Raw genomic sequence first — 24,954 nt, 5'->3', positions numbered from 1 at the left:
ATGGCGATCATCCCTTCCTGGCGATGGGGTCGGCGTCGCCGTCGATCACGGATCCGCCGTGCTCGACGGGGCCGCCGCCGGGATCGCGCCGGCCGATCCGGCTCAGCAGGGCGACCGCGCCGAAGCACAGGACCAGGGAGCCGGTCGCGGCGATCAGCACGATCGGGCCGCCGCTCACGGCGGCGACGACGTTCTGCTGGGCCGCCATGGCGACCACGATCGGGATGTACATCCCCGCCCAGAACTCGACGCCGAACTGAACGCCCTTCGTCAGGCGGCCCCGGCGGGACAGCCACAGGCGCGCGGCGATGAGCAGGATCATGGCGATGCCGACGCCGCCGACATTGGCCTTCACGCCGAGGGCCAGGCCGAGGAGATCGCCGAGATACACGCCGACCAGCGTGCAGGCGGCGAGCAGGGCGACACCGAGGACGATCATCGGCGTTGCCCCTTCCAGGAAGCGGCTCTTCCGGCCGCATCCGACGGCCGTATGGACGCGTGCGACATAGCGCGTTGCCCTCCCGGATCGGCCTCGGGGGCCGTTGGTGAAAGTATGCAAGATATTGACAGGTGCGCAATCCCGTATACGAAACTGTGATAGAGAAGGGTTTGAGAATACCAGAGCGCCCGCTATATGACGTTCGGTACACCGGGGGGAGCACGCGGATGGGCGAGTGGCGCGGTGAGAGGCAGGCGCGCGACGCGCGGATCGCGGCGGGGCGCGCCCATGCGGACGGCAAGGTCGTGCCGGCCGGAGCCGTGGTCGACCTCCTGGAGGCCATCCTGCGGCCCGGCGACCGTGTCTGCCTCGAGGGCGACAACCAGAAGCAGGCCGACTGCCTCGCCCGCGGCCTGAGCGCCTGCGATCCCGGGAAGGTCCACGACCTGCACATGGTCCAGTCGGGAATCGTGCTGCCCGAGCACCTCGACGTGTTCGAGACCGGGATCGCGAAGCGGCTCGACTACTCGTATTCGGGCCCGCAGGGCGCCCGCATCGCCAAGATGCTCTACGGCGGCCAGATCGAGCTCGGGGCGGTGCACACCTACCTGGAGCTGTTCGCCCGCTACTTCGTCGACCTGACGCCCAACGTGGCGCTGATCGCCGGCGTCTCGGCCGACCGGAACGGCAACCTGTATACGGGGCCGAACACCGAGGACACGCCGACCGTCGTGGAGGCGACCGCCTTCAAGAACGGCGTCGTGGTCGCGCAGGTCAACGAGATCGTCGACGCGGTCCCGCGAGTCGACATCCCGGGCGACCGGATCGACTTCGTGGTCGAGGCCGACAGGCCCTTCTACGTGGAGCCGCTCTTCACCCGCGACCCGGCGGCGATGACCGAGACGCAGATCCTGATCGCCATGATGGCGATCAAGGGCATCTACGCGGAGTACGGCATCAAGCGGCTCAACCACGGCATCGGGTTCGGCACGGCCGCGATCGAGCTGCTGCTGCCGACCTACGGCGAGAAGCTCGGCCTCAAGGGCAAGATCGCCACGCACTGGGCGCTGAATCCGCACCCGACCCTGATCCCGGCGATCGAGTCCGGATGGGTCAAGCAGGTTCACTGCTTCGGCTCCGAGGTCGGGATGGACCGCTACATCCGCGAGCGGCCGGACGTCTTCTTCACCGGCGCCGACGGGAGCCTGCGCTCGAACCGGGCCTTCTGCCAGACCGCCGGCCTCTACGCCTGCGACATGTTCATCGGCGCGACCCTGCAGATCGACCTGATGGGCCATTCCTCGACCATCACCCAGTCGCGGGTGGCGGGCTTCGGCGGGGCGCCCAACATGGGGTCGGACCCGCACGGACGACGCCACCCCTCCGACGCCTGGATGAAGGCCGGCCGCGAGGGCCAGATCGTCGGCGATCCGGCACTGATGCGCGGGCGCAAGCTCGTCGTGCAGCTCGTCGAGACCTTCGGCGACAAGCTGGTGCCGACCTTCGTGGAGAAGCTCGACGCCCTCGAACTGGCCAAAAAGATCGGCCTCGAGCTGGCGCCGGTCATGATCTATGCGGACGACGTCACTCACATCGTCACCGAGGAAGGCATCGCCAACCTCCTGCTCTGCCGCGACGCCGACGAGCGCGAGCAGGCGATCCGGGGCGTGGCCGGCTACACCGAGGTCGGTCGCGGTCGAGACCGGGCGAAGGTCGAGGAGCTGCGCGCCCGGGGCGTCATCCGACGCCCGGAGGATCTGGGCATCGAGCCGCTCGACGCCGACCGCGCACTGCTCGCCGCGAAGTCGATCAAGGATCTCGTGCACTGGTCCGGCGGGCTCTACGAGCCGCCCGCCCGCTTCCGGAACTGGTAGCGTCGCGCGATGACGTATCCGCACCCGAGGAGCCGGCGATGGAATCCCTGACCTTCCGCCACACCACCAGGAAGCCGCTGGCCGGCTCGGCGCCGAGTGCGATCACCGGCGTCGTCGCCTCCGGCAACCTGGAGATCCTGCTGGAGCGGGTGCTGCCGCCGGATGCCTGCGAGGTGGCCATCGAGACCCCGATCGCCGGCTACGGCGACGTCTGGGAGGCGGTGGTGGCCGATTTCGTTGCCCGGGCGCAGCCGGGCGGCCTCCGCATCAGCATCAACGACGGCGGCGCTCGCCCCGACACCGTGTCGCTGCGCCTGCTCCAGGGCGCGCGGCTGATGGAGGCCTGACCATGGCTGCCGACCGCGCCGCGCGCTTCGATCCGGACGCCCTGAGCTGGTACGAGGCCACCGCCCGCCAGCGCGTGCTGGCGCTCACCGATCCGGGAAGCTTCCGCGAGTTCCTGCCGCCAACCGAGCGGCGGATGAGCCCGCACCTGCCGCTCTTCGACCTGCCCCGCGCCTTCGACGACGGTATCGTGGTCGGGAGCGCGCGCCTCGACGGCGACCCGGTCCTGGTCGCCGCCCAGGAGGGCCGCTTCATGGGCGGCGCCTTCGGCGAGGTGCACGGCGGCAAGCTGGTCGGCCTGCTCCGCGCGGCCCTGGAGCTGAAGCCGAAGGCGGTCCTTATCTTGTTCGACACCGGCGGCGTCCGCCTTCAGGAGGCCAATGCCGGCGAGACGGCCATCGCCGAGACCATGCGGGCCATCGTCGACGTCCGCGCGGCCGGCATCCCGGTCGTCGGGCTGATCGGCGGGCGGGCCGGCTGCTACGGCGGCGGCGGCCTCATCGCCGGCACCTGCTCGCGGCTCGCCGTGTCGGAGAGCGGGCGCATCTCGGTCTCCGGCCCCGAGGTGATCGAGACCAACAAGGGCGCCGAGGAGTTCGATTCCCGCGACCGCGCTCTGGTCTGGCGGACCATGGGTGGCAAGCACCGTCGTCTGATCGGGGGCGCCGACGCCTTCTGCGCCGACACGGTCGCGGCCTTCCGCGCGGCCGCCCGCGACCTCGTCGGCCGAGCGCCGGCCTTCGATCTGGCGACCCTGGACGCCGAGCAGGCGCGCCTGAAGGCCCGGATCGAGCGATTCGGCGATTGCCGCGACGCCACCGAGGTCTGGGCGCGCCTCGGCGTGAACGATCCCGACGCGGTGCCGGCGATGGACACGCCCGCCTTCGACGAGACCGTGGCCCGGAGCCCGGAGGCCGACCATGACGCTCGCTGAGATCCTCGCCTCCCTGTTCCCGCGAGGACACGCGGTGGCGGTGCGCGACGGCCTCGTGACCGGGACCGGCCCCTTCGCGGACGGCCGGATGCACGTGGTCGGCGTCGACGGCGACACGCCCCTGGGCGTCGACGGGGCGCTGGTCCTGTCGCGCGCCGTGCTCGACGCCGTCCGGGTTGGCGACCGCGCGCCGATCCTCGTGGCGGTGGATTCCGACAGCCAGCGCATGAGCCGCCGCGACGAGTTGCTGGGTCTCAACGAGTGCCTCGCGCATCTCGCCAAGGCGCTGCTCCTCGCGGACCGGGCGGGCCATCCGACGATCGGGTTGATCTATGGCCACTCGGCCGCCGGCGCCTTCATCGCCACGGCCCTCGCGACGCGGGTCCTCGCGGCCCTGCCCGGGGCGAACCCGAGCGTGATGGACCTGCCGTCCGTCGCCCGGGTGACCAAGCTGCCGCTCGACACGCTGAAGGACATGGCGAAGTCGACGCCCGTCTTCGCGCCCGGCCTCGACAACATGGTGGCGACCGGCGCCGTCCACGTGGTTCTAAACCCGGACCTGTCCCTGGAGGGCCAGATCCGCGCGGTGATCGATACCCTGCCGGCGGAGGATATCCGCGACCGGCTGGGCGCCGAGCGAGGCGGTCGCCCGGTCGCCCGCACCGTCGCGGCGGCCGTGGCCGACCAAGCCCGTCTTGGCTGAGCCGTTCCGACGCCACGACCTCGTCCGGGTCGATCCGGCGGCCTGGGCGGCGTGGCGCGCGGACCGGCCCGACCTCGGCGCCGTCCCCCATCTCGACGGCTGGGCCGCTGCGGGCCGGCCGCTGATCGTCCGCCGCCGCGTCCCCGGAGAGACCGGCGACGCGGTGCCGCTCGGCCTGCCGCTGCCGCCCGCGGACGGCAAGCGGCGGATCGGGCTAGCGCTGCCGGCATCGGCGCTGGCGCCCGCACCGGTGGTGACCCTCGCCCAGGCCGCCACTCGCGCGCCGGCGGCCTGGGGCCCGAGCCTCGACGCCCTGACGGCGCTCGGCCGGCGGCACGGCCTCGTGCCGCGCCCCTTCGGCAGCCTGCTCTGGCAGGCGGTCACCGGCCTAACCTACCTGAGCGCCAGCTCCGATCTCGACCTGCTCTGGCCGTGCCCACCACCGGTGCCGGTCAACCTTCTCGACGGCATCGCCGCCGCGGCGGAGACGGCGCCGATGGGCATCGACGGCGAGATCCAGTTGCCGGACGGCGCCGACCTGCACTGGCGCGAGCTGCGCGACGCGCCGGAGGACGGCTCGGTGCTCGCCAAGAGCCTGGACCGGCTGGTCCTGCGGCCGGTCGCGGGCCTGAGGGGCGCGCCCCCGGCATGACCCTCGCGATCCTCCTCTCCGGCCAGGGCGGCCAGCACCCGGCGATGTTCGACCTGACGGCCGATCATCCAGCCGCCCAGGACGTGTTCGCGGCCGCCAGACCGCTCCTCGACGGCGCCGACCCGCGCGACCTGGCGCGCGCCGGCGGCGACACCCTGACCGCCAATCGGACCGGCCAGATCCTGTGCTGCGTCGCCGCCCTGGCGGCGTGGCGGGCCCTGGTCGGGGCGATGCCGGACCGGTCGATCGTGGCCGGGTACAGCATCGGCGATCTCGCCGCCTGGGGCGTGGCCGGACGCCTCGATCCTGCGGACGTCCTCGCCCTGGCCGCGCGGCGCGCGGAGGCCATGGATGCCGCCTCCGGCGCGGGGTTCGGGCTGGCGGGCGTCCGCGGCCTGAGCCTCGACAGGCTCGCGGATCTCGCGGCGCGCCACGGCTGTCACCTCGCCATCCGCAACGCGGCCGACAGCGGCGTCGTCGGCGGTCCGCGCGCGGCGCTGGAGGTGCTGTGCCGGGAGGCGACCGGCGCGGGCGCGCAGCGCGCCGTGGTCCTGCCCGTTCACACGCCGTCGCACACGCCCCTGCTCGACGCCGCGACGGTCGCATTCCGGGACGCGCTCGCCGCGGTGCCGCCGCGCCGCCCGCCGCCCGGAGCGCCCCGGCTGCTCAGCGGGCTGGACGGGAGCACGGTGTTTCGGGATGCCGAGGGTCGCGGGAAGCTGGCCCTCCAGATCTCGCGCACGATCGACTGGGCCGCCTGCCTGGAGGCGTGCCGCGAGTACGGCGCGGACCGCGTCCTCGAGCTCGGGCCGGGCCACGCCCTCGCCACCATGGCCCGGGCCGCCCTCCCGGCGGCGCGCGTCCACGCCGTCGAGGAATTCCGCTCGCTCGACGGCGTGGCGGACTGGCTCGCGCGACCTTAGCCGTGCCGCACTGGGGTCGCATGACCATTGCAGATGGCTGTCGAGTTGCGACGCTAGTCTGGCGATGTGCCGCTCCGGCTCCGCTTGCTTGGCGCAATACTGATGTCGACACATCGCCTTGACGCGCGGCCCGTTGCGGTCGTAGCAGCCGGGCATCTTCGGGACGGGACGGGTTCATGACGGCCAAGCGAGCGCTGATCACGGGTGTGACGGGCCAGGACGGCGCGTATCTGGCGCAGCTGCTCCTGCAGAAGGGCTACGCCGTCACCGGCATCGTGCGGCGCTCCAGCCACGCCGGAGTCTTCGACCACCGGTTGAAGTGGCTCGGCATCACCGACGACGTCGAGCTGGTCGACGGCAACCTGCTCGACCAGTCCGCCCTGCTGCGCATCGTCCAGGCCACGAAGCCCGACGAGATCTACAACCTCGCCGCCCAGTCGTTCGTGACCTCGTCCTGGCAGCAGCCGCTGCTCACCGGGCAGGTGACCGGCCTCGGCGCGGTGCACATGCTGGAATGCCTGCGCTCGGCGGCGCCCCAGGCGCGCTACTACCAGGCCTCGACCTCGGAGATGTTCGGCCTGATCCAGGAGGCCAAGCAGAGCGAGTCGACGCCGTTCTACCCGCGTTCGCCCTACGGCGTGGCCAAGCTGTACGCGCACTGGATGACCATCAACTACCGCGAGAGCTTCGGGCTGCACGCGTCGAACGGCATCCTGTTCAACCACGAGAGCCCGCTGCGCGGCGTCGAGTTCGTCACCCGCAAGGTCACCGACGCGGTGGCGCGGATCAAGCTCGGGAAGCAGAAGGAGCTGCGGTTGGGCAACATCGACGCCAAGCGCGACTGGGGCCACGCCCGGGACTACGTGCAGGCGATGTGGCTGATGCTGCAGCAGGACCGCCCGGACGATTACGTGATCGCCACCGGCCGGACCACGACCGTGCGGGACATGTGCGAGATCGCGTTCAAGCATGTCGGCCTGAAGGTGGACGACCACCTGATCGTCGACCCGGCGCTGTTCCGGCCGGCGGAGGTCGAGGTGCTGCTGGGCAACCCCGCCAAGGCCAAGGCGACGTTCGGCTGGGAGGCCGAGACCAGCCTCGAGGCGCTGATCACCGAGATGGTCGACGCCGACATCAAGCGCCTCAGCGCCAACGCCTGAGCCGTCGGGCTCGCCGCGAGCGGGCTCCGGATCCATATGGCGCGCATCCCCGGACGGAGAGGCGCGCCGTGAAGACCTACCAGCTCTACATCGACGGCCAGTCCGTCGATCCGGTCGAGGGCTCGTGGTTCGAGTCCATCGACCCCTATCGCGGCGAGCCCTGGGCGCGGATCCCGCGCGCTGGGCGCGCCGACGTCGACCGGGCGGTAGCCGCGGCCAAGCGCGCCATGTGGGACGGACCCTGGGCGATCATGACGGCCTCGGCCCGCGGCAAGGTCCTGCGCCGGATCGGCGATCTCGTCGAGCGCGAGGCCAAGGCGCTGGCCGAGATCGAGGTCCGCGACAACGGCAAGCTCTTCGCCGAGATGTACGGCCAGACCCGCTACCAGCCGGAATGGTGGTGGTACTACGCGGGGCTCGCCGACAAGGTCGAGGGCGCGCAGGTGCCGATCGACAAGCCCGAGACCTTCGCGTTCACCCGGCACGAGCCCGTAGGCGTGGTCGGGGCGCTGACGGCGTGGAACTCGCCGCTCCTGTTCGTCGCCTGGAAATGCGCGCCCGCGCTCGCGGCGGGCTGCGCGGTCGTGGTGAAGCCGTCCGAGTTCGCCTCCGCGAGCACGCTGGAATTCGCCCGCCTGACCAAGGAGGCCGGGCTGCCCGACGGCATGTTCAACGTCGTCACCGGCTACGGCGGCGAGGCCGGCACCGCCATCGTCGAGCATCCCGACGTCGCCAAGATCACCTTCACGGGCTCGGACGTCACCGGCGCGAAAGTCTACGAGGCCGCCGCCCGGCAGATCAAGCGCGTCTCCCTGGAGCTAGGCGGGAAATCGCCCAACATCGTCTTCGCCGATGCCGACCTGAAGGCCGCCGCCGCGGGGGCGATCTCGGGCATCTTCGCGGCCACCGGGCAGACCTGCATCGCCGGCTCGCGCCTGCTGGTGCAGAACAGCATCCGCCAGGAATTCACCGAGCGCCTGATCGAGCTGGCCCGCACCGCCAAGCTCGGCGACCCGATGCAGGCCGACACCAATATCGGGCCGATCACGACGCCGCCCCAGTACACGAAGGTGCTCGACTACATCGCGCTCGCCAAGAGCGAGGGCGCGCGCTGCGTCTTCGGCGGCAACCCCGCCTCCGGACCCGGCGTGCTCGGCGGCCAGTTCGTCGAGCCGACGATCTTCACGGGCGTCACCAACGACATGCGCATCGCCCAGGAGGAGGTGTTCGGCCCGGTGCTGTCGATCATCGGCTTCGAGGACGAGGCCGAGGCGCTGAGGGTCGGCAACGACGTGATCTACGGGCTCGCGGCGGGTGTCTGGACCCAGGATATCGGCCGCGCGATGCGCATGTCGAAGGGTCTGCGGGCCGGCACCGTCTGGGTGAACACTTACCGGGCGGTGAGCTACATGATGCCGTTCGGCGGCATGAAGCGCTCGGGCATCGGCCGCGAGAGCGGCATCGAGTCGATCCGCGAGTACCTGGAGACCAAGAGCGTCTGGATCTCCACGAGCCGCGACGCCCCGGAGAACCCCTTCGTCATGCGCTGAGCCCGCGGGCCGCGCCGCGATCCGTGGCGGCGCGGTCCCTAATCCGGGGTCGATTGGGCGCGGTCCGGTGGCAGCGCGAGGGATGCCAGGACGAAGCCCATGAAGAAGAGGAAGTACTGGTTGACCGACAGTTCCTCGAACATGAGCGACGGGATCAGGAACACCGCGCTGTAGGTCAGGAACGGCCCGAAGGCGGCGGGCGCCAGCAGGATCCGCCCGAGGCCGGCGACGAGCAGCAGCGCCGCGGCGATGCCGCTCTGGAGTGCCAGCGACACGAAGCCGTTGTGTGGTGTCACGAGCCCGGTCAGGGCCTGCAGCTCCTCCCGGCGGGCGACCTCGCCGACGCCGAACGGGTACTCGAGGACCAGCTGGAGCGCGGTCACGCCGGACAGGAACCGCTCGTCGAAATTGCCCGTGACGTTGTGGTCCTCGGCGAAGCGCCGCTCGATCGCCTGGGACAGCGTCCCCGGCAGCGGGATCTCCCCCGTCACCGCCCAGGCCACGAGCAGGACGCCCAGGACGCCGAGCGCGGCCAGCACCGCGGGCGCCTTGAGGTTCCGCCGCATCAGCAGGCCGAGGAACAGGATCGGCATGAACAGGCCGGCGCGGTTGTTGGTGAACGGGAAGCTCGCCAGGAGGGCCGCGAAGTAGGCGAGATAGACGATCTTCAGGCGATAGCGCAGGCTGAGCAGCAGGGCCGCGGCCCCGGCCAGGGCGAAGACGTGGCCGGTCTCGTTGCCGGAGGCCCAGAGGCCGCCCTGCTTGTCCTGCACGAACAGCTTCAGCTCCTCGTCGAGCCCGTCCGTGGGAACGGCGAGTCCGAACCGGTCGAGCGGCATGCCGGAGGCGGCGAGCAGCAGGACCGCGAGGGAGGCGAGCATTCCGGCGAGCAGGCCGACGCAGAATGCGTCCTCGACGCGCCGGTCGCGGAACATCACCAGCAGGATGAACGCCTGGACCACGTAGAGCAGCAGGACGAGGGTCAGGTAGACGTCGCCCGCCTGCTTGTGGGCCTTCAGCACCAACGAGGCCGCGATCAGCGCCAGGATGCCGGCGAGGGGCGCGGCCTGCCGCAGTGCCTCCGCGACGACGGCGCGGCGCAACCCGAGCCAGGGGATGAGCAGGAACGGCAGCAGGTCGGACAGGCGCTGGAACGGCAGCCCGAAGGTCGAGGTCAGGACGTTGAAGTTCAGGGCGGCGCCGAGCAGGAACACGGCGACGCGGTCCGCGAGGAGGGACGCGGCCGGCGCACGCGTCTCGATCGGCAACGCCTGTCCCGCCATCACCCTGCACCGTCCCCGCGCATCGGCCGCCGATGAACGCTCCGCCGGCCGCGGCCTCTAGCGGGCAGTGTCGCCCACAAAGGTTGGCGGAGGGTGCAGATCAGGCGGGGCGTCTCAGGACCAGGCCGACGGCCGTGCGGAGCGTGCCGCGCATGAAGATCCAGGCGAGGCCCAGATAGGCCGCGATCCCGATTCCGACCGCCGCGAACAGGCCGACCCGGTCCCCGAGGGCGGCGTGGATCGGCCCCTGGACGAGCAGCACCAGCCCGGCCATCGCGCCGGCGCAGAGCGTGATCGGCGCGAGGAGCCGCACGAGCCGCCCGTTCGTGACCGGGACGACGCGCCCGACGCTGGCGACGATCGCGGGCGTGAACAGGTAGGCCCGCACCACGTGCCCGGCGACCAGTGCGGCGAGGCCGAAGGGCGCGGTGACGAGGGCCGCCGCGGCGCCGAGGCCGAACTGCGCGCCGGCGAGCCGCAGGGCCGTGCCGTTGCGGCCCAGGGCCGTGAAGATCATCCACAGCATCGAGGTGGCGACGAATTCCGGGGCGAGGAGCGCGAGCGTCCGCAGCACCGGCGCCGCGTCGTGCCACTGGTCGCCGAACAGGAACGGGATGAGGGTCGGGGCGACGGCCGCCATGCCGAAGAAGGCGGGCACGGCCAGGAAGGCCGAGGCCTCGGTGAATCCGTGGAAGGCCGCGGCCAGCTCGCCCGGACGGTCCTGGAGGCGCGCGTAGGTGGTCAGCCCGACCGTGGTCAGCGGGATGACCGCGACCTGGCTCACGAGGTCGATGCAGCGCCACGCGAGGCGCAGGTAGCCGACATCGGTGGCGGACAGGAAGTAGGCCGCGATGACTTCCTGGCTCCGGATCGAGGCGACGAGCAGCAGATAGGTGCAGAACAGCCGCGAGCCGAACGCGATCTGCTCGCGCACGGAGGCGAGATGCAGCCGCAGCGGCGGAATCCAGCGGGCCGCCGCCCAGGTCAGGAGCGTGGTCGCGGTCGCGGCGACGAGCCGCTGCACCACCAGGCTCCAGACGCCGTAGCCGTCGAGGGCCAGCACGAGGGCCGCGGCGCCGCCGAGCACGTTGGCGCCGAGCGCCCGCAGGGCGAGCTTGCGGAACCCGAAGCTCCGCTGGAGCCGCGCTTCGTGGATCGCACCCGCTGCGGTGATGACGAAACAGGCGGAGAGCGCGCACAGGACCGGCCGCAGCGCTGGCAGGTCGAAGATCCAGGCGATCGGGCCGGCCAGGGCCACGAGGCCCACGGCGCACAGGACACCCGTGGCGAGCATCACCCAGAAGGCGGTGGCGGCGAAGTCCTCGTCGAGGTCGGCGCGCTGGACCACCGCGTCGGGCAGGCCGCAGCGCGCGACGATCTGCAGGATGTCGATGAAGACCGCGGCGATCGCCACCATCCCGAACTCGGCGGGCCCGATGAGGCGGGCGAGCACGAGGAACACCCCGAAGCTGAGGACCACGTTGCCGACCGAGGCCACCGCCACCCAGCGCGCGGCGTCGAACGAGCGCCGCGTCACCGCGGCGCCGGAGGCGAGCCCCGGCTCCTCCTCGGCGGCGGCCGCCTCCGACAGGACCGGCGCGGCGGCGCTCACGGGCGGCTCGCCCGACGCTCGGCAACGAGTTCGGCGTAGAGATCGAGGTACTTCTCGGCGACGCGCTCCGAGGTCGATTCGCGGATGACGTGCTGGAAGGCGCGCTCGTCCGGCAGGTCACCGCGGCCGCGGGCGATCACGGTCCGCAGCCGTGCGGCGAGGTCGGCGTCGTCGCCCGGCGTGAACAGCCAGTCGGCATTGTCCTCGCCGATCAGCTCGGGGATGCCGCCCGAGCCCGCCCCGATCACCGGAACGCCCATCGTGTAGGCCTCGTAGATCGTCCGCGGCGACGGCTCGGCCCAGAACGACGGGACGATGAGCACGTCGATCGCGCTGAGGAACTCGGCGGGTTTCGCCCAGCCGACGAAGTCGATGGGCAGGCCCTCGGCCTGCGCCTTGAACCGCTCGATCGAGTCGTCCATCGCGTGGCCGGCGACGAGGCAGCGCCAATCGCCGGGACCGATCCGCCGGAAGGCGTCGATCATCGTGCCGACCCCCTTCTCGTTGTTGATCCGGCCGAGATAGCCGAAGGTCATCGGCTGGCCGGTCCGGTCGATCCGGCGCCTGGCCTCCGGGTCGCCCTCTGGGACGGTGCAGGAATAGAAGATCACCCGGCGCCGCTCGGGCGCGAGATGCGCGAACAACCCGTGGCCGACATGGGTCTTGAGGATCTCGGTCCCGACGCTGACGACCGCGTCCACCGACCGGTTCGTGATCTGCTTGGCGGCGTTGACCACCTTGCAGCCCAGGTGCCAGCGGTCGCACGGCTTGCCGTCCCTGAACATCGCGGCGTTGCCGCAGATCAGGTCGTACTCGCAGACCGTGTGGACGATCGGGATCCCGCGCTTGGCCGCCTCGCGCCAGACGAGAGTCGAGACGTCGAGCAGCGAGTGCGTGTTCACGATGTCGGGCCGGAAATCGTCGAGGACGCGGCCGAACTCGGCCGCGACGGCGAAATTCCACTGCTGCTTGAGCTTCGCCCAGGCGCGGCCGAAGCGGCTCGCCTGGGGCCAGTCCTCGAGCCAGAAATCGTTGTGGTGGGCCATGCGGTAGACGGTGACGCCGCCCCGCACGCTCTTGGGCTCGGGCTCCCGGGCGATGCAGGCCGCCGCCACCGTGTGGCCGGCCGCGACGAGTTCCTCGGCGAGGTGCTCCACCGAGCGCTCGGCGCCGCCCACGATGTAGGGCGGGTAGAGGGCGCTGAGATGCAGGATCCGCAGGGGGCCGGTCACCGCGCGCGCGGCCGCCTGATCCCTCGGGCGGTCCCGGTCCTGGGCGCGGGGTTCCTCCGAGAGGACCCGGGCGTAGCTCGACGACAGGGTGGGGGTCATCATGAACGGCACTCGCTGAGGTGCGGGCGCTCCGCGCGGGCGGAAGGCTCGGGAAGCGGTTCGATGGAGGCCGCGTCGCGGGTCGCGGCGTAGAGATCGAGATAGGCGGTCGCCACAGCGACCGGATCGGTGCCGGCGCGGATGCGTGCGGCGCGGGCGAGCCCCTCGGCGAGACGGGCCGGCTCCGCGATGATCCGGGCCATCGCGGCGGCGAGCGCCGGCGCGTCGCCGGGCGGGACCAGCCAGGGGCCGGACCCGACCTGCTCGCCGATGCCGCCGGTCGCGGTGCCGATCACCGGGACGCCGCGCCCGTAGGCCTCTGCCACCGTCCGGCCGAAGGGCTCGGGCCAGATCGGCGGGACCACGAGGCAGTCGAGATCGTCGAGGAAGGCGTCGCGCTCCGCGTAGCCCGGGAAGGTGACGGGCAGGCCCTCGGCCAGGGCACGGTAGCGGTCCAGCCCGTCCACGGCACGGCCCGCGACGGCGAGGTGCCAGCCGGTTTCCGGCAGGCGCCGGCAGGCCTCGAGGAGGACGTCGAGGCCCTTTGCGCCCTCGATCCGGCCCAGATAGCCGAACCGGACCGGCGCGCCGGGCGCCCGCTTCGCCCGCGTCACCGGCGAGCCGGGCGGGATGGGGTTCCAGATCACCCGGCGCAGCGACGGCGGCACATGAGCGAAGAGGCCGGCGGCGAGGTGGCGGTCGAGGATGTCCGAGCCCACGGCGGCGACTGCCGTCACGGCGCGCTGGCAGCGCCGGTGCGGCGCGGCGTAGAGGCGGCACTTGAGATGCTGCCGGGCGCAGGGACGCCCGTGGCGCACCATCGCGCCGTTGGTGCAGAGGCTGGTGAAGTCGTGCAGCGTGTGCACGACCGGCACCCGGAGCCGCCGGAGCATCGGCCAGAGCGCCGGCGGTAGCTCGGAGATGGAATGCGTGTTCACGAGGTCGGGGGCGTAGTCCCGGACCGCCCGCTCCATCCGGTCGACGGCGTGGCGGTTCCACTGCGCCGCGACCTTGTAGCGGAGGCGCTCGACCCGCCCGCGCTGCGGCCAATCGAGGATGTGGAACGGCGTCCCGTAGCCGATCCGGTAAACCGTGACGCCGTCCTGCAGGACCGGTCCGCCCTCGGTCCGCGCCGCGCAGGCAACGGCGACGCTGTGGCCGAGATCCGCCTGGGTCCGGGCGAGCGTCTCGACCATCAGTTCGGCGCCGCCGACCTGCTCGGGTGCGTAGAGGGAGCTAAGGTGCAGGATGCGCATGCGGCACCTCCCGGGCGGAACGCGCCGCCGCGCCGTCTTGAAGCGCGTCGAGCAGCAGTGTCTCGTAGCGGCGGGCGGTCTCGGCCCAGTCGTAGCGCCGGACATTGTCGCGGCCGCGGGCGATCAGCGTGTCCCTGAGATTGGGCTCGTCCAGCAGGCGGCGCAGGCACTCGGTCAGCGCCGCCGCGTCGGCGGGATCGAAGGTGAGGGCGCCGGCTCCCGCGATCTCGGGCGTCGCGGAGCGGTCCGAGCAGATCACGGGACAGTCAAGGGCCTGCGCCTCCAGAACGGGCAGGCAGAATCCCTCGGCGAAGGACGGGACGCACAGGCACAGCGCGCCGCGATAGAGGGCCGCCAGCCTGTCGTCGCCGATGCCCGACAGGCGGGTCAGGGGGATCGGCGCGTCGCCGATTGCGGCGGCGACGGCCTCGTCGGAATCCTCGCCGACGTGGACGATCCCGATCCCCGGCCTCCCGAGCGCGACCACGGCGCGCGCAAGGGTCGCGAAGTTCTTGTTGTAGAGGGCGTTGCCGACGGCCAGCACGTACGGCCCCGCCGGGACTTCGGCGACGGAACAAGCCACTGATGGGTCCAGCATGGCCGCGGACGGCACGGTGCGCGTCCGGCCGCGGAGCCGCGGGTAATGGTACTCCAGATCGCGCCGTGTCGCGTCCGAGACGGCGATTACCCGGGCGCTGTTGCCGAGGACCAGGCGGAAGATCGGGTCGGTGGTCAGGGCCTCGCGGGAGCGGACGCGCTCGGGCAGCGTGCGGAAATACAGGTCGTGCACCACGCTGACGCGGACGCGGCCGCCGAAGGCCGCCCCGTACGGGTCGATGTTCAGCACGACGTCGATGGCGCGGGCGCGGCACAGCCGCGGGACGGCGAGGCACTGGCGCAGGACGTCGAGCAGCATGATCCGCGGCCGCGGCACCGTCACGACCTCGACGCGGTCGCGGATCGACGCCGGCAGCTGGTCGCGGCGCCACGGGGAGCGGAGCACCACCGCGAAGGTGCCGCGCGCGACCAGGCCGGCGATCACCCGGAAGGCGACGAGCGCGACGCCCGACGGCCGACCGGCATGCTGGCTCGGCATGTTGACGAGGACGCGCGGCATGGCGGGTCTGGCGGCTCCGAACGGGAAGGGGGATCGCCGGCCCGTCAGGCCCGGCCGGCGACCTGGAGGATGATGTCGGCGAGATCGCGCTGCATGCTCTCCGCGCCGTAGCGGGACAGCGCCCGCTCGCGCGCGAGCGCGGCGCGCGCCCTGAAGGCGTCGGGATCGGCGAACAGCGCCGACAGGGCCGCCGCGAGGCGATCCGACCGACGCGGCGGCACCAGCGTCCCGGCCGCGCCGCCGTCGAGGATCTCAGTGGACGCGCCGGCGTCGGTGGCGATCACCGGCACGCCGACCAGCATCGCCTCGACCAGGGTGCGGCCGAACGGTTCGGGATCGACCGAGGGGTGCACGACCGCGTCGACCGCCTGCATCAGCCGGGGGACGTCGTCGCGCTGTCCGAGGAACAGCACCCGGTCCGAGAGGCCGCGCCGCGCCGCGAGGTCGCGCAGGTGCGCCGCGTAGGCATCCTCGCCGAATAGCGGCGCCCCGACCACGACGCAGCGGAGGCCGGACAGGGTCGCCAGCGCCTCGATCAGAACGTCCTGCCCCTTCCAGGGCGCGAGGCGGCTGAAGACGCCGACGAGGGGGCCGTCCGGCAGGCCGAGTTCCGCGCGCAGAACGGCGGCGGAGCAGGGTGCCGGATCGACGTCGAGGCCGTTCGGCACGACGCGGATCAGCGACCGGCGCCCGCCGGCCTGGACGAAGGCCCGCGCGGCGGCCTCGGAGGGAACGATCACCCGGGCGGCGCAGAGATTGGCGAGCCGGATCTGCAGGATGCGCTGCGCCCGGCCGAAATGCGCCCCGTCGAGGATGTCGTGGAGGTGCCAGATCAGGGGGCGCCCGGCGGCGCGCGCGGCCAGAGACGAGAGCAGGAAGGCCTTCTGCGAGTTGGCGTAGACCACGTCGCAGGACCGGGCCGATCGGGCGATCTCCAGCGCCAGGGCGCCGAGCTGGCCCAGGACCGGGAGCGCGCTCAGCGGTGACACGTCCCGCCGGAGGCCCGCCAGGGCGGACTGGCGACGCGCGAGACGGATCTCCAGACCCGCGTCGCGGAGGGCCGCGGTCAGCGCGCCGTCCTCGAACAGGAAGGCGCTGGAGCCCGCCCAAGGCCGGACTGCGTCGCGGAGCACCAGCTCGGCACCGGACATCGTTCCGGTATGGCTTACGAACAGGACCCGCGGCCGCGCGGCGACGACGGACCGCGCGGCCTGCGCCCGGTCCAGGAGGCCGCGCTTCGCGAGCGCGTCGGCGGGGAGCACTTCGGTCATCGCGCGCTCGCGGCCGTGCGGGGATCGGGCAGCGGCATCACGTCGTAGGTCGACTGGATGCCCGGGCGGACCATCGTCATGGCGATCCCGAGGACGTGTCCGCCGGCGCGGCGCAGGTTCGCCACGGTCTCGACCGTATCGGAGAGCTGCGAGCGCCCGTAGCGGGCGCAGCAGAGCACGCCGTCGACGTGGCGGGCCAGCATCGCCGCATCCATCAGGAGGCTGGTCGGCGGGGTGTCCAAGAGGACGAGGTCGTAGCGGCGGCTCCACTTGAGGAAGTCGGCCATCCGGTCGCCCATCAGGAGCTCGGTCGAGTCGGCCGTCGGCGTTCCCGCGGGGATGACGTCGAAGCGTCCGGCCTGGACCACCACGTCGGCCGGGTCGATCTCGCCGCGGAGCACGCCGCCGAGGCCGGGGCCGCGGCCGAGTCCTAGGGAGGCCTCGAAGTTCGGCCGCCGCAGGTCGCACTCGACCACCAGCACCCGGCGGCCGCTCGCGGCGCCGATGCCGGCCAGCGCGAAGGCCGTGAACGACTTGCCCTCCCGCGGCTTCGCCGAAGTCACCAGGATGACGCGGGACTTGCAGGCGCCCGCCAGCACGAGATGGGCGTGCAGGTTGCGCAGGACGTTCTGCATCACCGGGTCGACCCGCGCCCGCGCCAGGGCCTCCGCGAGGTCGAGCTCGCGCTGCCGCTCGGAGAAGCGGCCGACGAGGCCGGCGGGCTCCAGGCTCGGCAGCTGCGCGAAGACCGGGGCGCCGGTGCCGGCCATGAGCTGCGCCGAGGTGCGCACGCGCCGGTCGGTGTAGTCGCGCAGCAGCGCGGCGGCGGCCGCGAGCACGCCCGCCAGCACGATGCCGCCCGCCAGGAACGGCACGGCCTTGGGCGAGAACGGCTCCTGCGGCAGCTCGGCGAGGCTGACGAGCCGCGTGCTGCCGGTGAGTATGCGCCGCTCGGTCTCCAGCTCGCCCGCCCGCTTGACCAGATCGGCGTAGCGGGTGCGCTTGATCTCGGCGTTGCGCACCATGCCCTCGATCGACGCCTCGTCGTCCATGGCGGCGGCGGCGTCGGTCTTCGCCGTCTCGAGCTGGGCGCGCAGCGACTTGGCCAGGGCGTTCGAAGCCTCGTAGGACTTGCGCAGGCCCTTGGCGACGTTGCCGATCTCCTGCTCGATCCGAGCGCGCAGGCTCGCCTGCTCGGTCTCGAGCGCCCGGATCACCGGGTGGTTCGCGCCCAGCAGGGTGCTCTGGTTGGCGAGCTGCGCGCTGACGCCGCTGAGCTGCTGCTTCAGCGAGACGATGGTCGGGCTTGCCAGGACGGCCGGGGCGCTGTCGGCGCCGCGGGCACCCTTGGCCTCGATCTCGGAGAGCCGCGCGGCCGCGTCCGCCTTGGCGGTCTCGGCCGCGGCGAGCTGCTGGCTGATGCTGGTGAGCCGCTCCGCGCTGATCGGGGCGAGCGAGCCCTTCAGCAGGCCCTTGCGGCGCCGGAAGGTCTGGATGCGGGTCTCGTCGGCCCGGATCGAGGCGTCCAGCTGGCTGATCTCGGTGTGCAGCCAGTCGGCCGCCGCCTTGCGGCTCGAGGCCTGCGCCTCGCGCTGGTCATCCAAGAAGGCGTTGATCAGGCCGTTGGCCATCGTCTGCGCCGTCTCGGGCAGCGGCGACTTGTAGCCGATGGTGATGATGCGCGAGCGACCGGAGCTCAGGACCGTGTAGCGCTTCTGCAGGTAGTCGACGAGCGCGTTGCGGTCGGTCGTGAGCTTCGTGCAGGCGGCGTCCTTCTTCTCGCTGATCCGGTCGGGATGCCCCCCTGTGGCCGCGTAGCGGCACTCGGCCAGCACCGCGGCGACCAGGTTGTCGTCGATCGCGAGGCGCAGGAGCCGCGGCGAGCGGATCACCAGGATCTGGCTCTCGATGTCGGCCGGGTCGCCGATCTTCTGGATCCAGGCCATCGAGGCGTTATTGGCGCCCGGTTCCGCCTCGGCCACGATGACCGAGCCGCTCGCCACGTATTGCCGCTGGATCATCAGCAGGGCGGTCACGGCGAGGCCGAGGACGGTGGCGAACACCGCCGCGAACAGGTAGCGGCGATGCCAGATCCGGGCGAGGGCCGCGGCCAGCGGACCGCCGCGCGCCGGCTCCTGGGCGAGGGCGCGAACCGGCGTCCGGTCGGCCAGATCGACAGTCAGGAAGGACATGCGGCGCGTCCTCAGCCGACGGCTTCGAGGCGCGGCAGGATCCGCGGGCGCGTCTCGCAGGCGGCCCGGTGCATCGCCATCTGGTCGTCGACGAAGGTCGAGAACCGGCTGCGGAACAGCTCGGCCGAGAACAGCTCGGCCTGCGCCCAGCAGGCCTCGCGGGTGAAGTGGCTCTCCTGCAGCAGGAAGCGCTGGACGCACTCGGCGATCGCCACGGGCTCGGGCGTGTCGAAGAACATCCCGGTGCGCTGCGGGCCGCGGGTCTGGACCGTCTCGCGGGCGCCCCCGCGGCCCAACGCGAGGACCGGCGTGCCCTCCGACGTGGCCTCGACCACGATGATCCCGAAATCCTCCTCGGCCGCGAAGATGAAGGCGCGGGCCGTGGCCATGAGGTGGCGCAGCTCCGCGTCGGGCACGAAGCCGGAGAACGACACGTTCGGCCCCGCGATCTCGCGCAGCCGCGCGGCATCGGGCCCGGTGCCCGCCACCACGAGTTCGAGGTCGGGGAGCAGCGCGAACGCGCGGATCACCGCCTCGACGTTCTTGTACGGCACGAGCCGGCTGGCCACGAGGAAGTGGTTGCCGCGCGGCCCGTCATACTGCTGGATCGGCAGCGTGATCGGCGGGTGGATGACCTCGGCGGTGCGGCCGTAGACCTTGTGGATGCGGCGGGCGACGAAAGCGGAGTTGGCCACGATCGCGTTGGGACCGGCCGCCGTGCGAAAATCCCAGACGCGCATCCGGTGCAGGATCAGCCGGGCGAGCACGCTCTTCATGCCCGCGTCGCAGCCGCTCTCCCGCAGGTAGGTGTGCTGCATGTCCCAGGCGTAGCGCATGGGCGAGTGGATGTAGGAGACGTGGAGCTGGTCGGGCCCGGTGAGGACGCCCTTCGCCACCGCGTAGCTGCTCGAGATGACGAGATCGTAGGCCGACAGGTCGAACTGCTCGATCGCGAGCGGCATCAGCGGCAGGTAGTTGCGGTGCCGCGTCCGCGCGAAGGGCATGCGCTGGATGAAGCTCGTATGCGCCTGGGTGTAGCCCAGCCGCGCCCGGTCTGCTTCAGGCAGGAAGTCGAAGAGCGCGAAGACATCCGCGTCCGGATAGATCCGCAGCAGCTGCTCGAGGACACGCTCGGCGCCACCGACGATGTACAACCAGTCGTGAACGATCGCGACACGCATCACAGCTTCCTCGTCGGTGCGCCGGACGCTGGACCATGCATTACGTCCTGCCGGTCCCGCCGGTGACAGCGGGCCAAGGCACACACGAGAGGGTAATAGCAGCGTGATCTGTAAAAAAGGGGTCACCGCCGCAGCAACAGTCGAAAATAGCGCCTGTTTAGACGAGAGACGCGGCGTGTAAACTTAATTTTTGCCAATAATTAACGTTAAGCGAAGGGTGTTCTCAGACCTGCAATCTTCGGCATGACTCCCCGTGGGTGCCCGCTGCGCCGGGTCGGCACACCGGCGGCGGGGGCCCGGCTGCGCGGCCTACGAAGCGGCCGGAACGGGCAGGGGATCGGGCGAGGGCCGCCGGTCGAGCCGGCGCCGCAGGGCCGCGATCACCGGCGTCTCGACATACCGGAACAGCAACTCGCCGGCGGCGACCGCCGCCGGGAACGCGATCGCGAAGATCAGGGCGGCGCGCGCGAAGCCGGGCGCGACGACGAGCGCCGCGATCTTGGCGGCGCTGTGCAGCAGCAGGTTGTGGACCAGGTAGAAGGAATAGCTGGCATTGCCCTGCGACAGCAGCCAGCGCGACTTCAGGGCGATGCCGCCCCGCTCCAGCAGCAGCATCGCACCGACGATCAGGACGGCCGCTGACCCCCAGATCAGCGGGCGCGCGAAGCCGGACAGCTCGGGGCTGACGCCGAGCGCGTCGGCCACGATCTGGCCGCCGAGGATGAGCACAAGAGCGGCCGCGACGGCCGCGCACGCCACGCGCCGGACCGGGAAGCCCGCGGCCGGCGCCCGGAGCCGCAGGTAGGCGTATCCCAGCCCGATGCCGGCGGCGAACTCGATCAGGATCGGCTTCGTGTAGTACGCCCAGTAGAGATTCGACGCGGGCAGCAATCCGAGCAGGATCAGCGCCGGGAAGATCGCGGCCGCACCGAACGCCCGGAAGGCGGGTCTCGGCACCATGAGCAGCGCCGCGAAGACCACGTAGAAGAACATCTCGTAATTGAGTGTCCAGCCCACGGAGTTGAGCGGCTCGACGAAGCCGCCGCGGGAGAACGGCAGGAACAGCAGGGACTGGACGACGTAATCTGGCCGGATCTCCACGATCCCGATGGGCTTCAGGCCCGTCAGCGCGATGAGCGCCAGGGCGAGCGTGACGAGCCAGTAGACCGGGACAACGCGCGACGCGCGGCGGAGCAGGAACTCGCCCGGGCTCTCGCGGCGCCCGCTCGTGCTCACGAACATGATGAACCCGGAGAGCACGAAGAACACGTCGACCCCGCTCGCGCCGAAGGCGAGCAGATCCGGTCTCGGCAGCACGGGGCCGATGTAGAGGCCGAAATGCGTGAGGAAGACGAGGTACGAGGCGACGGCGCGCAGGATTTGGAGGTTGTAGATCATCGCGCGCCGGCTGATCGCTGGGCCCGCCCGGGAAGGGCGACGTCGCGCCCTTATGGCCGAGATGGCCCCGCCGCGTCACGACGAGTCCGGAAACGTCCTAAATGGCCCGGGTCTCGAATTTAAGATCAGGCGGGGCATTTACACGCATGAGTTGCTAAATCCGCGAAATCTCTGGACGGACGATCACGAAAGCAAGAGCTGGAAAGTGATCGTAAAGGTCGCGCCGCCGAATGTAAGCCGCCGGCCACATCCGGTTCCTGTTTGCACGGCGCGCAACCCTGTGTCGCCCTCTACGGACCGCTATTTACTATTAATCAATAGATAATTTGACGCCGAGCCGATCCGTTCAATAGCGTCGTGATAACTGGAATAAGGAGTTCCGCCTTGAACATCGCTCAAGACATCCGTGAGATTCTCGGGGCGAACGAAGCCTTCGCCGGGAAGGCCGACCAGCTCTCCGAGGATGACAGCCTGTTCGATCTCGGGCTGGACTCGTTCGGTTCCGTCCAGCTGATGCTGGGCCTCGAGGAGCGCTTCAGCATCGAGTTCCCCGACGAGCTCCTGAACCGCAAGTCGTTCTCGTCGATCCGCGCGATCCGCGAGGCCGTCTCCACCCTCATCCAGCAGGAAGCCGCATGAGCACGCTCGCCGCGCGCGCCGAGCGGGCCGCGGCGGTGGCGGCGCACCACGCCGACGCCGTCGACCGCGAAGGCCGCTTTCCCGAGGAGGCCGTGGCCGCGATGAGGTCCGAGCGGCTGCTCGGCCTCCAGATCCCGGGCCAGTTCGGCGGGGAGGGGGCGGGGCTGACGCAGATCGCCGAGCTGTGCAGCACGCTCGGGCAGGCCTGCAGCGCGGCCGCGATGGTCTTCGCGATGCACCACATCAAGGTCTCCAGCCTCGTGACCCACGGCATCGACAGCCCGTGGCACGGGCGCCTGATGGAGCGCATCGCGCGCGAGCAGCTGCTGGTCGCCTCCTCGACCACGGAGGCGGGCATCGGCGGGGACCTGCGCAACAGCCTCTGCGCCGTGGAGACGACCGGCGAGGTCTTCGCCCTCGGCAAGGACGCGTCGGTGATCTCCTACGGCGCCCACGCCGACCTGATTCTCGCCACAGCCCGGCGCCATCCGGACGCCGCGACGTCCGATCAGGTCCTCGTCGCGCTGATGGCCGACCAGATCTCCCTCGCGCGAACGGGCGACTGGGACACGCTCGGGATGCGCGGGACCTGCAGCGACGGCTTCCGCCTGGAGGCGCGGAATGTCCCGGTCGAGCAGATCCTCCCGAAGCCGTTCGCGGAGATCGCCGCCCAGTCGATGCTGGCCTCATCGCACCTCCTGTGGAGCAGCGTCTGGTACGGGATCGCGACCTACGCGGTCGACCGCGCCCGCGCCTTCGTGCAGGCCGAGGCGCGGCGCCGGCCCGGGCAGGTGCCGCCGACCGCGACGCGCCTCGGTGAGGTCTCCAGCGCGCATCAGGCCATGCGCGGCACCATCGTGTCGGCCCTGCGCCGCTTCGAGGACGCGCACGGCGACGCCGACACGATCGGCTCCGTCGGCTTCTGCGTGATGCTCAACAACCTGAAGATCACCGTCTCCGACATGGCGGTCGACATCGTCCGGCGGGCGCTCGCGATCGTCGGCCTCGCCGGCTACCGCAACGACACGCCCTTCAGCCTGGGCCGGCCGCTGCGCGACGTCCTCTCCGCGCCGCTGATGATCGGCAATGACCGCATCCTCGCCAACACCGCCAAGCTCCTGCTCGTGCAGAAGGGCAGCGGCCAGCTCATGAGCGCGTGATGGAATCGATCTCCTCTCCCCCCGGCGACGTCGTGCTCGAGGACGAGCCGGCCGGCGGTCCCACCTTCCTCGACCGCCTGTTCGACCACGGCCTGCTCGTCCGAACCGGCGTCGACGGCCTCTACGGCCGCAGCGGCGGATTCGAGAGCGTCGTCGACGCCCTCGACCGGATGATCACGCGACTCGGAGCCGCCGAGGAGGCCGAAGTGCTGCGCTTCCCGCCGGCCATGAGCCGCCCGGCCTTCGAGCGCAGCGGCTACCTGAAGGGCTTCCCGAACCTCGCCGGCACCGTACACAGCTTCTGCGGCGACGCGCGCGGCCACGCCGAGATCCTCGCCTGCCTCGAAGCCGGGACCGACTGGACCGGGCAGCAGGAGGCCACCGACATCGTGCTGACGCCCGCGGCCTGCTACCCGGTCTACCCGGTCGCCGCCGCGCGGGGCGCGCTGCCGGCCGAAGGCCGCCTGTTCGACCTGCAATCCTACTGCTTCCGGCGCGAGCCCTCGCTCGAGCCGACCCGGATGCAGCTGTTCCGGATGCGCGAATACGTGCGCATGGGCAGCCCCGAGCAGGTCCTGGCCTTCCGCGAAGCCTGGCTCGAGCGCGGCACGGCCATGATCCGCGCCCTCGGTCTCCCGCTCGCGATCGACGCGGCCAACGACCCGTTCTTCGGCCGCGCCGGCCGGATGCTCGCCAACAACCAGCGGGCGCAGGGACTGAAGTTCGAGCTGAACGTCCCGGTCAACAGCGTCGACAAGCCGACGGCCTGCCTCAGCTTCAACTATCACCAGGACCATTTCGGCAGCACCTGGGAGCTGCGCCAGGCCGACGGCGAGGTCGCCCACACGGCCTGCGTCGGTTTCGGCCTGGAGCGGATCACGCTGGCGCTCCTGCGCCACCACGGGCTCGATCTCGCCGCGTGGCCGGCCGCCGTGCGCGCCGAGCTGTGGGGCTGAGGCGGTGACCGCCGCGCTGCGCCTGCCGGAGGGTCTCAGAGCCGCGGGACCCTACGTCCCGCACCCGCTCCACGATTCCGGCCGCGACTGGCCGGAGACGAACTGCTACGTCGACCTCTGGATCGAGCTCCTGCACGGACGCGGCCTCGTGCCGGAGGCGATGCTGGGCTTCACCCTGCGGCAGGATTTCGAGGGCGACCAGTTCACCTTCTTCAAACCGCCGACCGGTGATATCGAGCGCCTCTACGGTCTGGAGGTGCTGGAACTCGCGGTCTACGGCGGCCTCGAGAACCACGCCGTGATCCAGGCCGCGGCCGGCCGGCCGGTGCTGGTCGAGGTCGACGCGATCTACCTGCCGGACACCCAGGGGACCACCTACGGACGCGAGCACGGCAAGACCACGATCGGGATCTTGGCCCTCGATCCGGCCGCGCAGGAGCTCGATTACCTGCACAATGCGGGTCGCTTCCGCCTCGCCGGGAAGGATTACGCCGGGATCTTTGGGCCGGCGACGCTGCCGCCCTACGCCGAGTTCGTGAAGACCGTCGCACCGTCGCTCGGCGCGGCGGATCTGCCGGCGGTCGCGCGCGAACTGCTCGTCCGGCATCGCGCCCGGGCGCCCCGGCGCAACCCCGTCCTGGCGTTCCGCGACACCCTCGCGGCGACGGCCGCGGAGCTGGTCGTCCGGCCGCTCAGCGTGTTCCACGCCTATGCCTTCAACACGACGCGCCAGCTTGGCGGCAACTTCGAGATGCTCGCCAGCCATCTCACGTGGCTCGAGGACCGGGAGGCCGACGGATTCGGGCCAGCCGCCGCGGCCGCCGCGGACCTGAGCCGCGAGGCCAAGGCCTTCCAGTTCCAGCTCGCCCGCGCGTTCCATCGCCGCTCGGCCGAGGGCCTGGCGCCGCGCCTCGACCGCCTCGCGGCGACCTACGACCGCGTCTTCGCGGATCTCGACCGCGCGCTGGACCGCTGAGA

Annotated in this window: 22 protein-coding genes; 12 read left to right on the top strand and 10 right to left on the bottom strand. The window is 71.5% G+C overall.

The genetic code is table 11. From position 1 onward, the window contains the following. Positions 1-7: 7 nt before the first annotated feature. Positions 8-439, bottom strand: a complete 432-nt coding sequence (gene madL / locus C4T42_RS02990; RefSeq protein ID WP_042671878.1) for a malonate transporter subunit MadL — start codon at positions 437-439, stop codon at positions 8-10. 227 nt (positions 440-666) lie between these two features. On the opposite strand from madL, the gene mdcA reads away from it, so the two are divergent. The 8 genes from mdcA (at position 667) to C4T42_RS02950 (ending at position 8,580) form a co-directional block, all read left to right on the top strand. Further along, positions 667-2,313 (top strand): malonate decarboxylase subunit alpha, encoded by a 1,647-nt coding sequence (gene mdcA / locus C4T42_RS02985; RefSeq protein ID WP_020091537.1) that lies wholly within the window; start codon positions 667-669, stop codon positions 2,311-2,313. A gap of 38 nt (positions 2,314-2,351) precedes the next feature. Next, positions 2,352-2,660, top strand: coding sequence for a malonate decarboxylase acyl carrier protein (gene mdcC / locus C4T42_RS02980; RefSeq protein ID WP_042671880.1), 309 nt, complete (start codon positions 2,352-2,354; stop codon positions 2,658-2,660). A gap of 2 nt (positions 2,661-2,662) precedes the next feature. Continuing rightward, on the top strand, positions 2,663-3,592 hold the full coding sequence (locus C4T42_RS02975; protein ID WP_020091539.1) for a biotin-independent malonate decarboxylase subunit beta: 930 nt from the start codon (positions 2,663-2,665) through the stop codon (positions 3,590-3,592). Continuing rightward, the gene (gene mdcE / locus C4T42_RS02970) at positions 3,579-4,295 is read left to right on the top strand and encodes a biotin-independent malonate decarboxylase subunit gamma (RefSeq protein ID WP_020091540.1); all 717 of its coding nucleotides are present in this window, start codon (positions 3,579-3,581) and stop codon (positions 4,293-4,295) included. Before C4T42_RS02975 ends, mdcE begins: the two co-directional genes overlap by 14 nt. Continuing rightward, a complete protein-coding gene (gene mdcG / locus C4T42_RS02965; RefSeq protein WP_020091541.1) occupies positions 4,288-4,947 on the top strand; it encodes a malonate decarboxylase holo-[acyl-carrier-protein] synthase in 660 nt (219 codons plus the stop codon). Before mdcE ends, mdcG begins: the two co-directional genes overlap by 8 nt. Further along, on the top strand, positions 4,944-5,870 hold the full coding sequence (locus C4T42_RS02960; protein WP_020091542.1) for an acyltransferase domain-containing protein: 927 nt from the start codon (positions 4,944-4,946) through the stop codon (positions 5,868-5,870). Before mdcG ends, C4T42_RS02960 begins: the two co-directional genes overlap by 4 nt. A gap of 176 nt (positions 5,871-6,046) precedes the next feature. Then, positions 6,047-7,030 (top strand): GDP-mannose 4,6-dehydratase, encoded by a 984-nt coding sequence (gene gmd, locus C4T42_RS02955; RefSeq protein ID WP_020091543.1) that lies wholly within the window; start codon positions 6,047-6,049, stop codon positions 7,028-7,030. 68 nt (positions 7,031-7,098) lie between these two features. Beyond that, positions 7,099-8,580, top strand: a complete 1,482-nt coding sequence (locus tag C4T42_RS02950; RefSeq protein WP_020091544.1) for an aldehyde dehydrogenase — start codon at positions 7,099-7,101, stop codon at positions 8,578-8,580. A gap of 38 nt (positions 8,581-8,618) precedes the next feature. Here C4T42_RS02950 and C4T42_RS02945 read toward each other — a convergent pair whose 3' ends face one another. From C4T42_RS02945 to C4T42_RS02905, 9 genes are all read right to left on the bottom strand, one after another. Next, positions 8,619-9,848, bottom strand: coding sequence for an O-antigen ligase family protein (locus tag C4T42_RS02945; RefSeq protein WP_234081058.1), 1,230 nt, complete (start codon positions 9,846-9,848; stop codon positions 8,619-8,621). Between the two features lie 115 nt (positions 9,849-9,963). Next, a complete protein-coding gene (locus C4T42_RS02940) occupies positions 9,964-11,475 on the bottom strand; it encodes a lipopolysaccharide biosynthesis protein (RefSeq protein ID WP_020091546.1) in 1,512 nt (503 codons plus the stop codon). Beyond that, positions 11,472-12,695: a glycosyltransferase family 4 protein gene (locus C4T42_RS02935; RefSeq protein WP_026604684.1), complete on the bottom strand. Its 1,224-nt coding sequence runs from the start codon at positions 12,693-12,695 to the stop codon at positions 11,472-11,474. Before C4T42_RS02935 ends, C4T42_RS02940 begins: the two co-directional genes overlap by 4 nt. A 110-nt stretch (positions 12,696-12,805) precedes the next feature. Continuing rightward, a complete protein-coding gene (locus tag C4T42_RS02930; RefSeq protein ID WP_020091548.1) occupies positions 12,806-14,062 on the bottom strand; it encodes a glycosyltransferase family 4 protein in 1,257 nt (418 codons plus the stop codon). Beyond that, complete coding sequence (locus tag C4T42_RS02925; protein ID WP_020091549.1) at positions 14,043-15,179, bottom strand: glycosyltransferase family 1 protein; 1,137 nt, start codon at positions 15,177-15,179, stop codon at positions 14,043-14,045. The genes C4T42_RS02930 and C4T42_RS02925 overlap by 20 nt, the downstream gene beginning before the upstream one ends. A gap of 44 nt (positions 15,180-15,223) precedes the next feature. Then, positions 15,224-16,450 (bottom strand): glycosyltransferase, encoded by a 1,227-nt coding sequence (locus C4T42_RS02920; protein ID WP_020091550.1) that lies wholly within the window; start codon positions 16,448-16,450, stop codon positions 15,224-15,226. Further along, on the bottom strand, positions 16,447-18,642 hold the full coding sequence (locus C4T42_RS02915) for a polysaccharide biosynthesis tyrosine autokinase (protein ID WP_020091551.1): 2,196 nt from the start codon (positions 18,640-18,642) through the stop codon (positions 16,447-16,449). The genes C4T42_RS02920 and C4T42_RS02915 overlap by 4 nt, the downstream gene beginning before the upstream one ends. Before the next feature lie 11 nt (positions 18,643-18,653). Next, positions 18,654-19,823 (bottom strand): glycosyltransferase, encoded by a 1,170-nt coding sequence (locus C4T42_RS02910; protein ID WP_020091552.1) that lies wholly within the window; start codon positions 19,821-19,823, stop codon positions 18,654-18,656. Positions 19,824-20,132: 309 nt separating this feature from the next. Then, positions 20,133-21,221: an acyltransferase gene (locus C4T42_RS02905; protein WP_103984712.1), complete on the bottom strand. Its 1,089-nt coding sequence runs from the start codon at positions 21,219-21,221 to the stop codon at positions 20,133-20,135. Positions 21,222-21,611: 390 nt separating this feature from the next. On the opposite strand from C4T42_RS02905, the gene C4T42_RS02900 reads away from it, so the two are divergent. From C4T42_RS02900 to C4T42_RS02885, 4 genes are read left to right on the top strand one after another with little or no spacing between them, the layout of a single operon-like run. Further along, positions 21,612-21,860, top strand: coding sequence for an acyl carrier protein (locus C4T42_RS02900; protein WP_170855117.1), 249 nt, complete (start codon positions 21,612-21,614; stop codon positions 21,858-21,860). Beyond that, a complete protein-coding gene (locus C4T42_RS02895) occupies positions 21,857-23,020 on the top strand; it encodes an acyl-CoA dehydrogenase family protein (protein ID WP_020091555.1) in 1,164 nt (387 codons plus the stop codon). Before C4T42_RS02900 ends, C4T42_RS02895 begins: the two co-directional genes overlap by 4 nt. Further along, on the top strand, positions 23,020-23,976 hold the full coding sequence (locus C4T42_RS02890; protein WP_020091556.1) for an amino acid--[acyl-carrier-protein] ligase: 957 nt from the start codon (positions 23,020-23,022) through the stop codon (positions 23,974-23,976). The genes C4T42_RS02895 and C4T42_RS02890 overlap by 1 nt, the downstream gene beginning before the upstream one ends. 4 nt (positions 23,977-23,980) lie before the next feature. Next, a complete protein-coding gene (locus C4T42_RS02885; protein ID WP_020091557.1) occupies positions 23,981-24,952 on the top strand; it encodes a DUF1839 family protein in 972 nt (323 codons plus the stop codon). Positions 24,953-24,954: the final 2 nt, after the last annotated feature.

The sequence above is a fragment of the Methylobacterium sp. 190mf genome (genome assembly GCF_900107945.1).
Classification (GTDB): domain Bacteria; phylum Pseudomonadota; class Alphaproteobacteria; order Rhizobiales; family Beijerinckiaceae; genus Methylobacterium.
The sequence above is the reverse complement of the archived record's forward strand: the minus strand, read 5'-3'. Positions and strand labels throughout refer to the sequence as shown.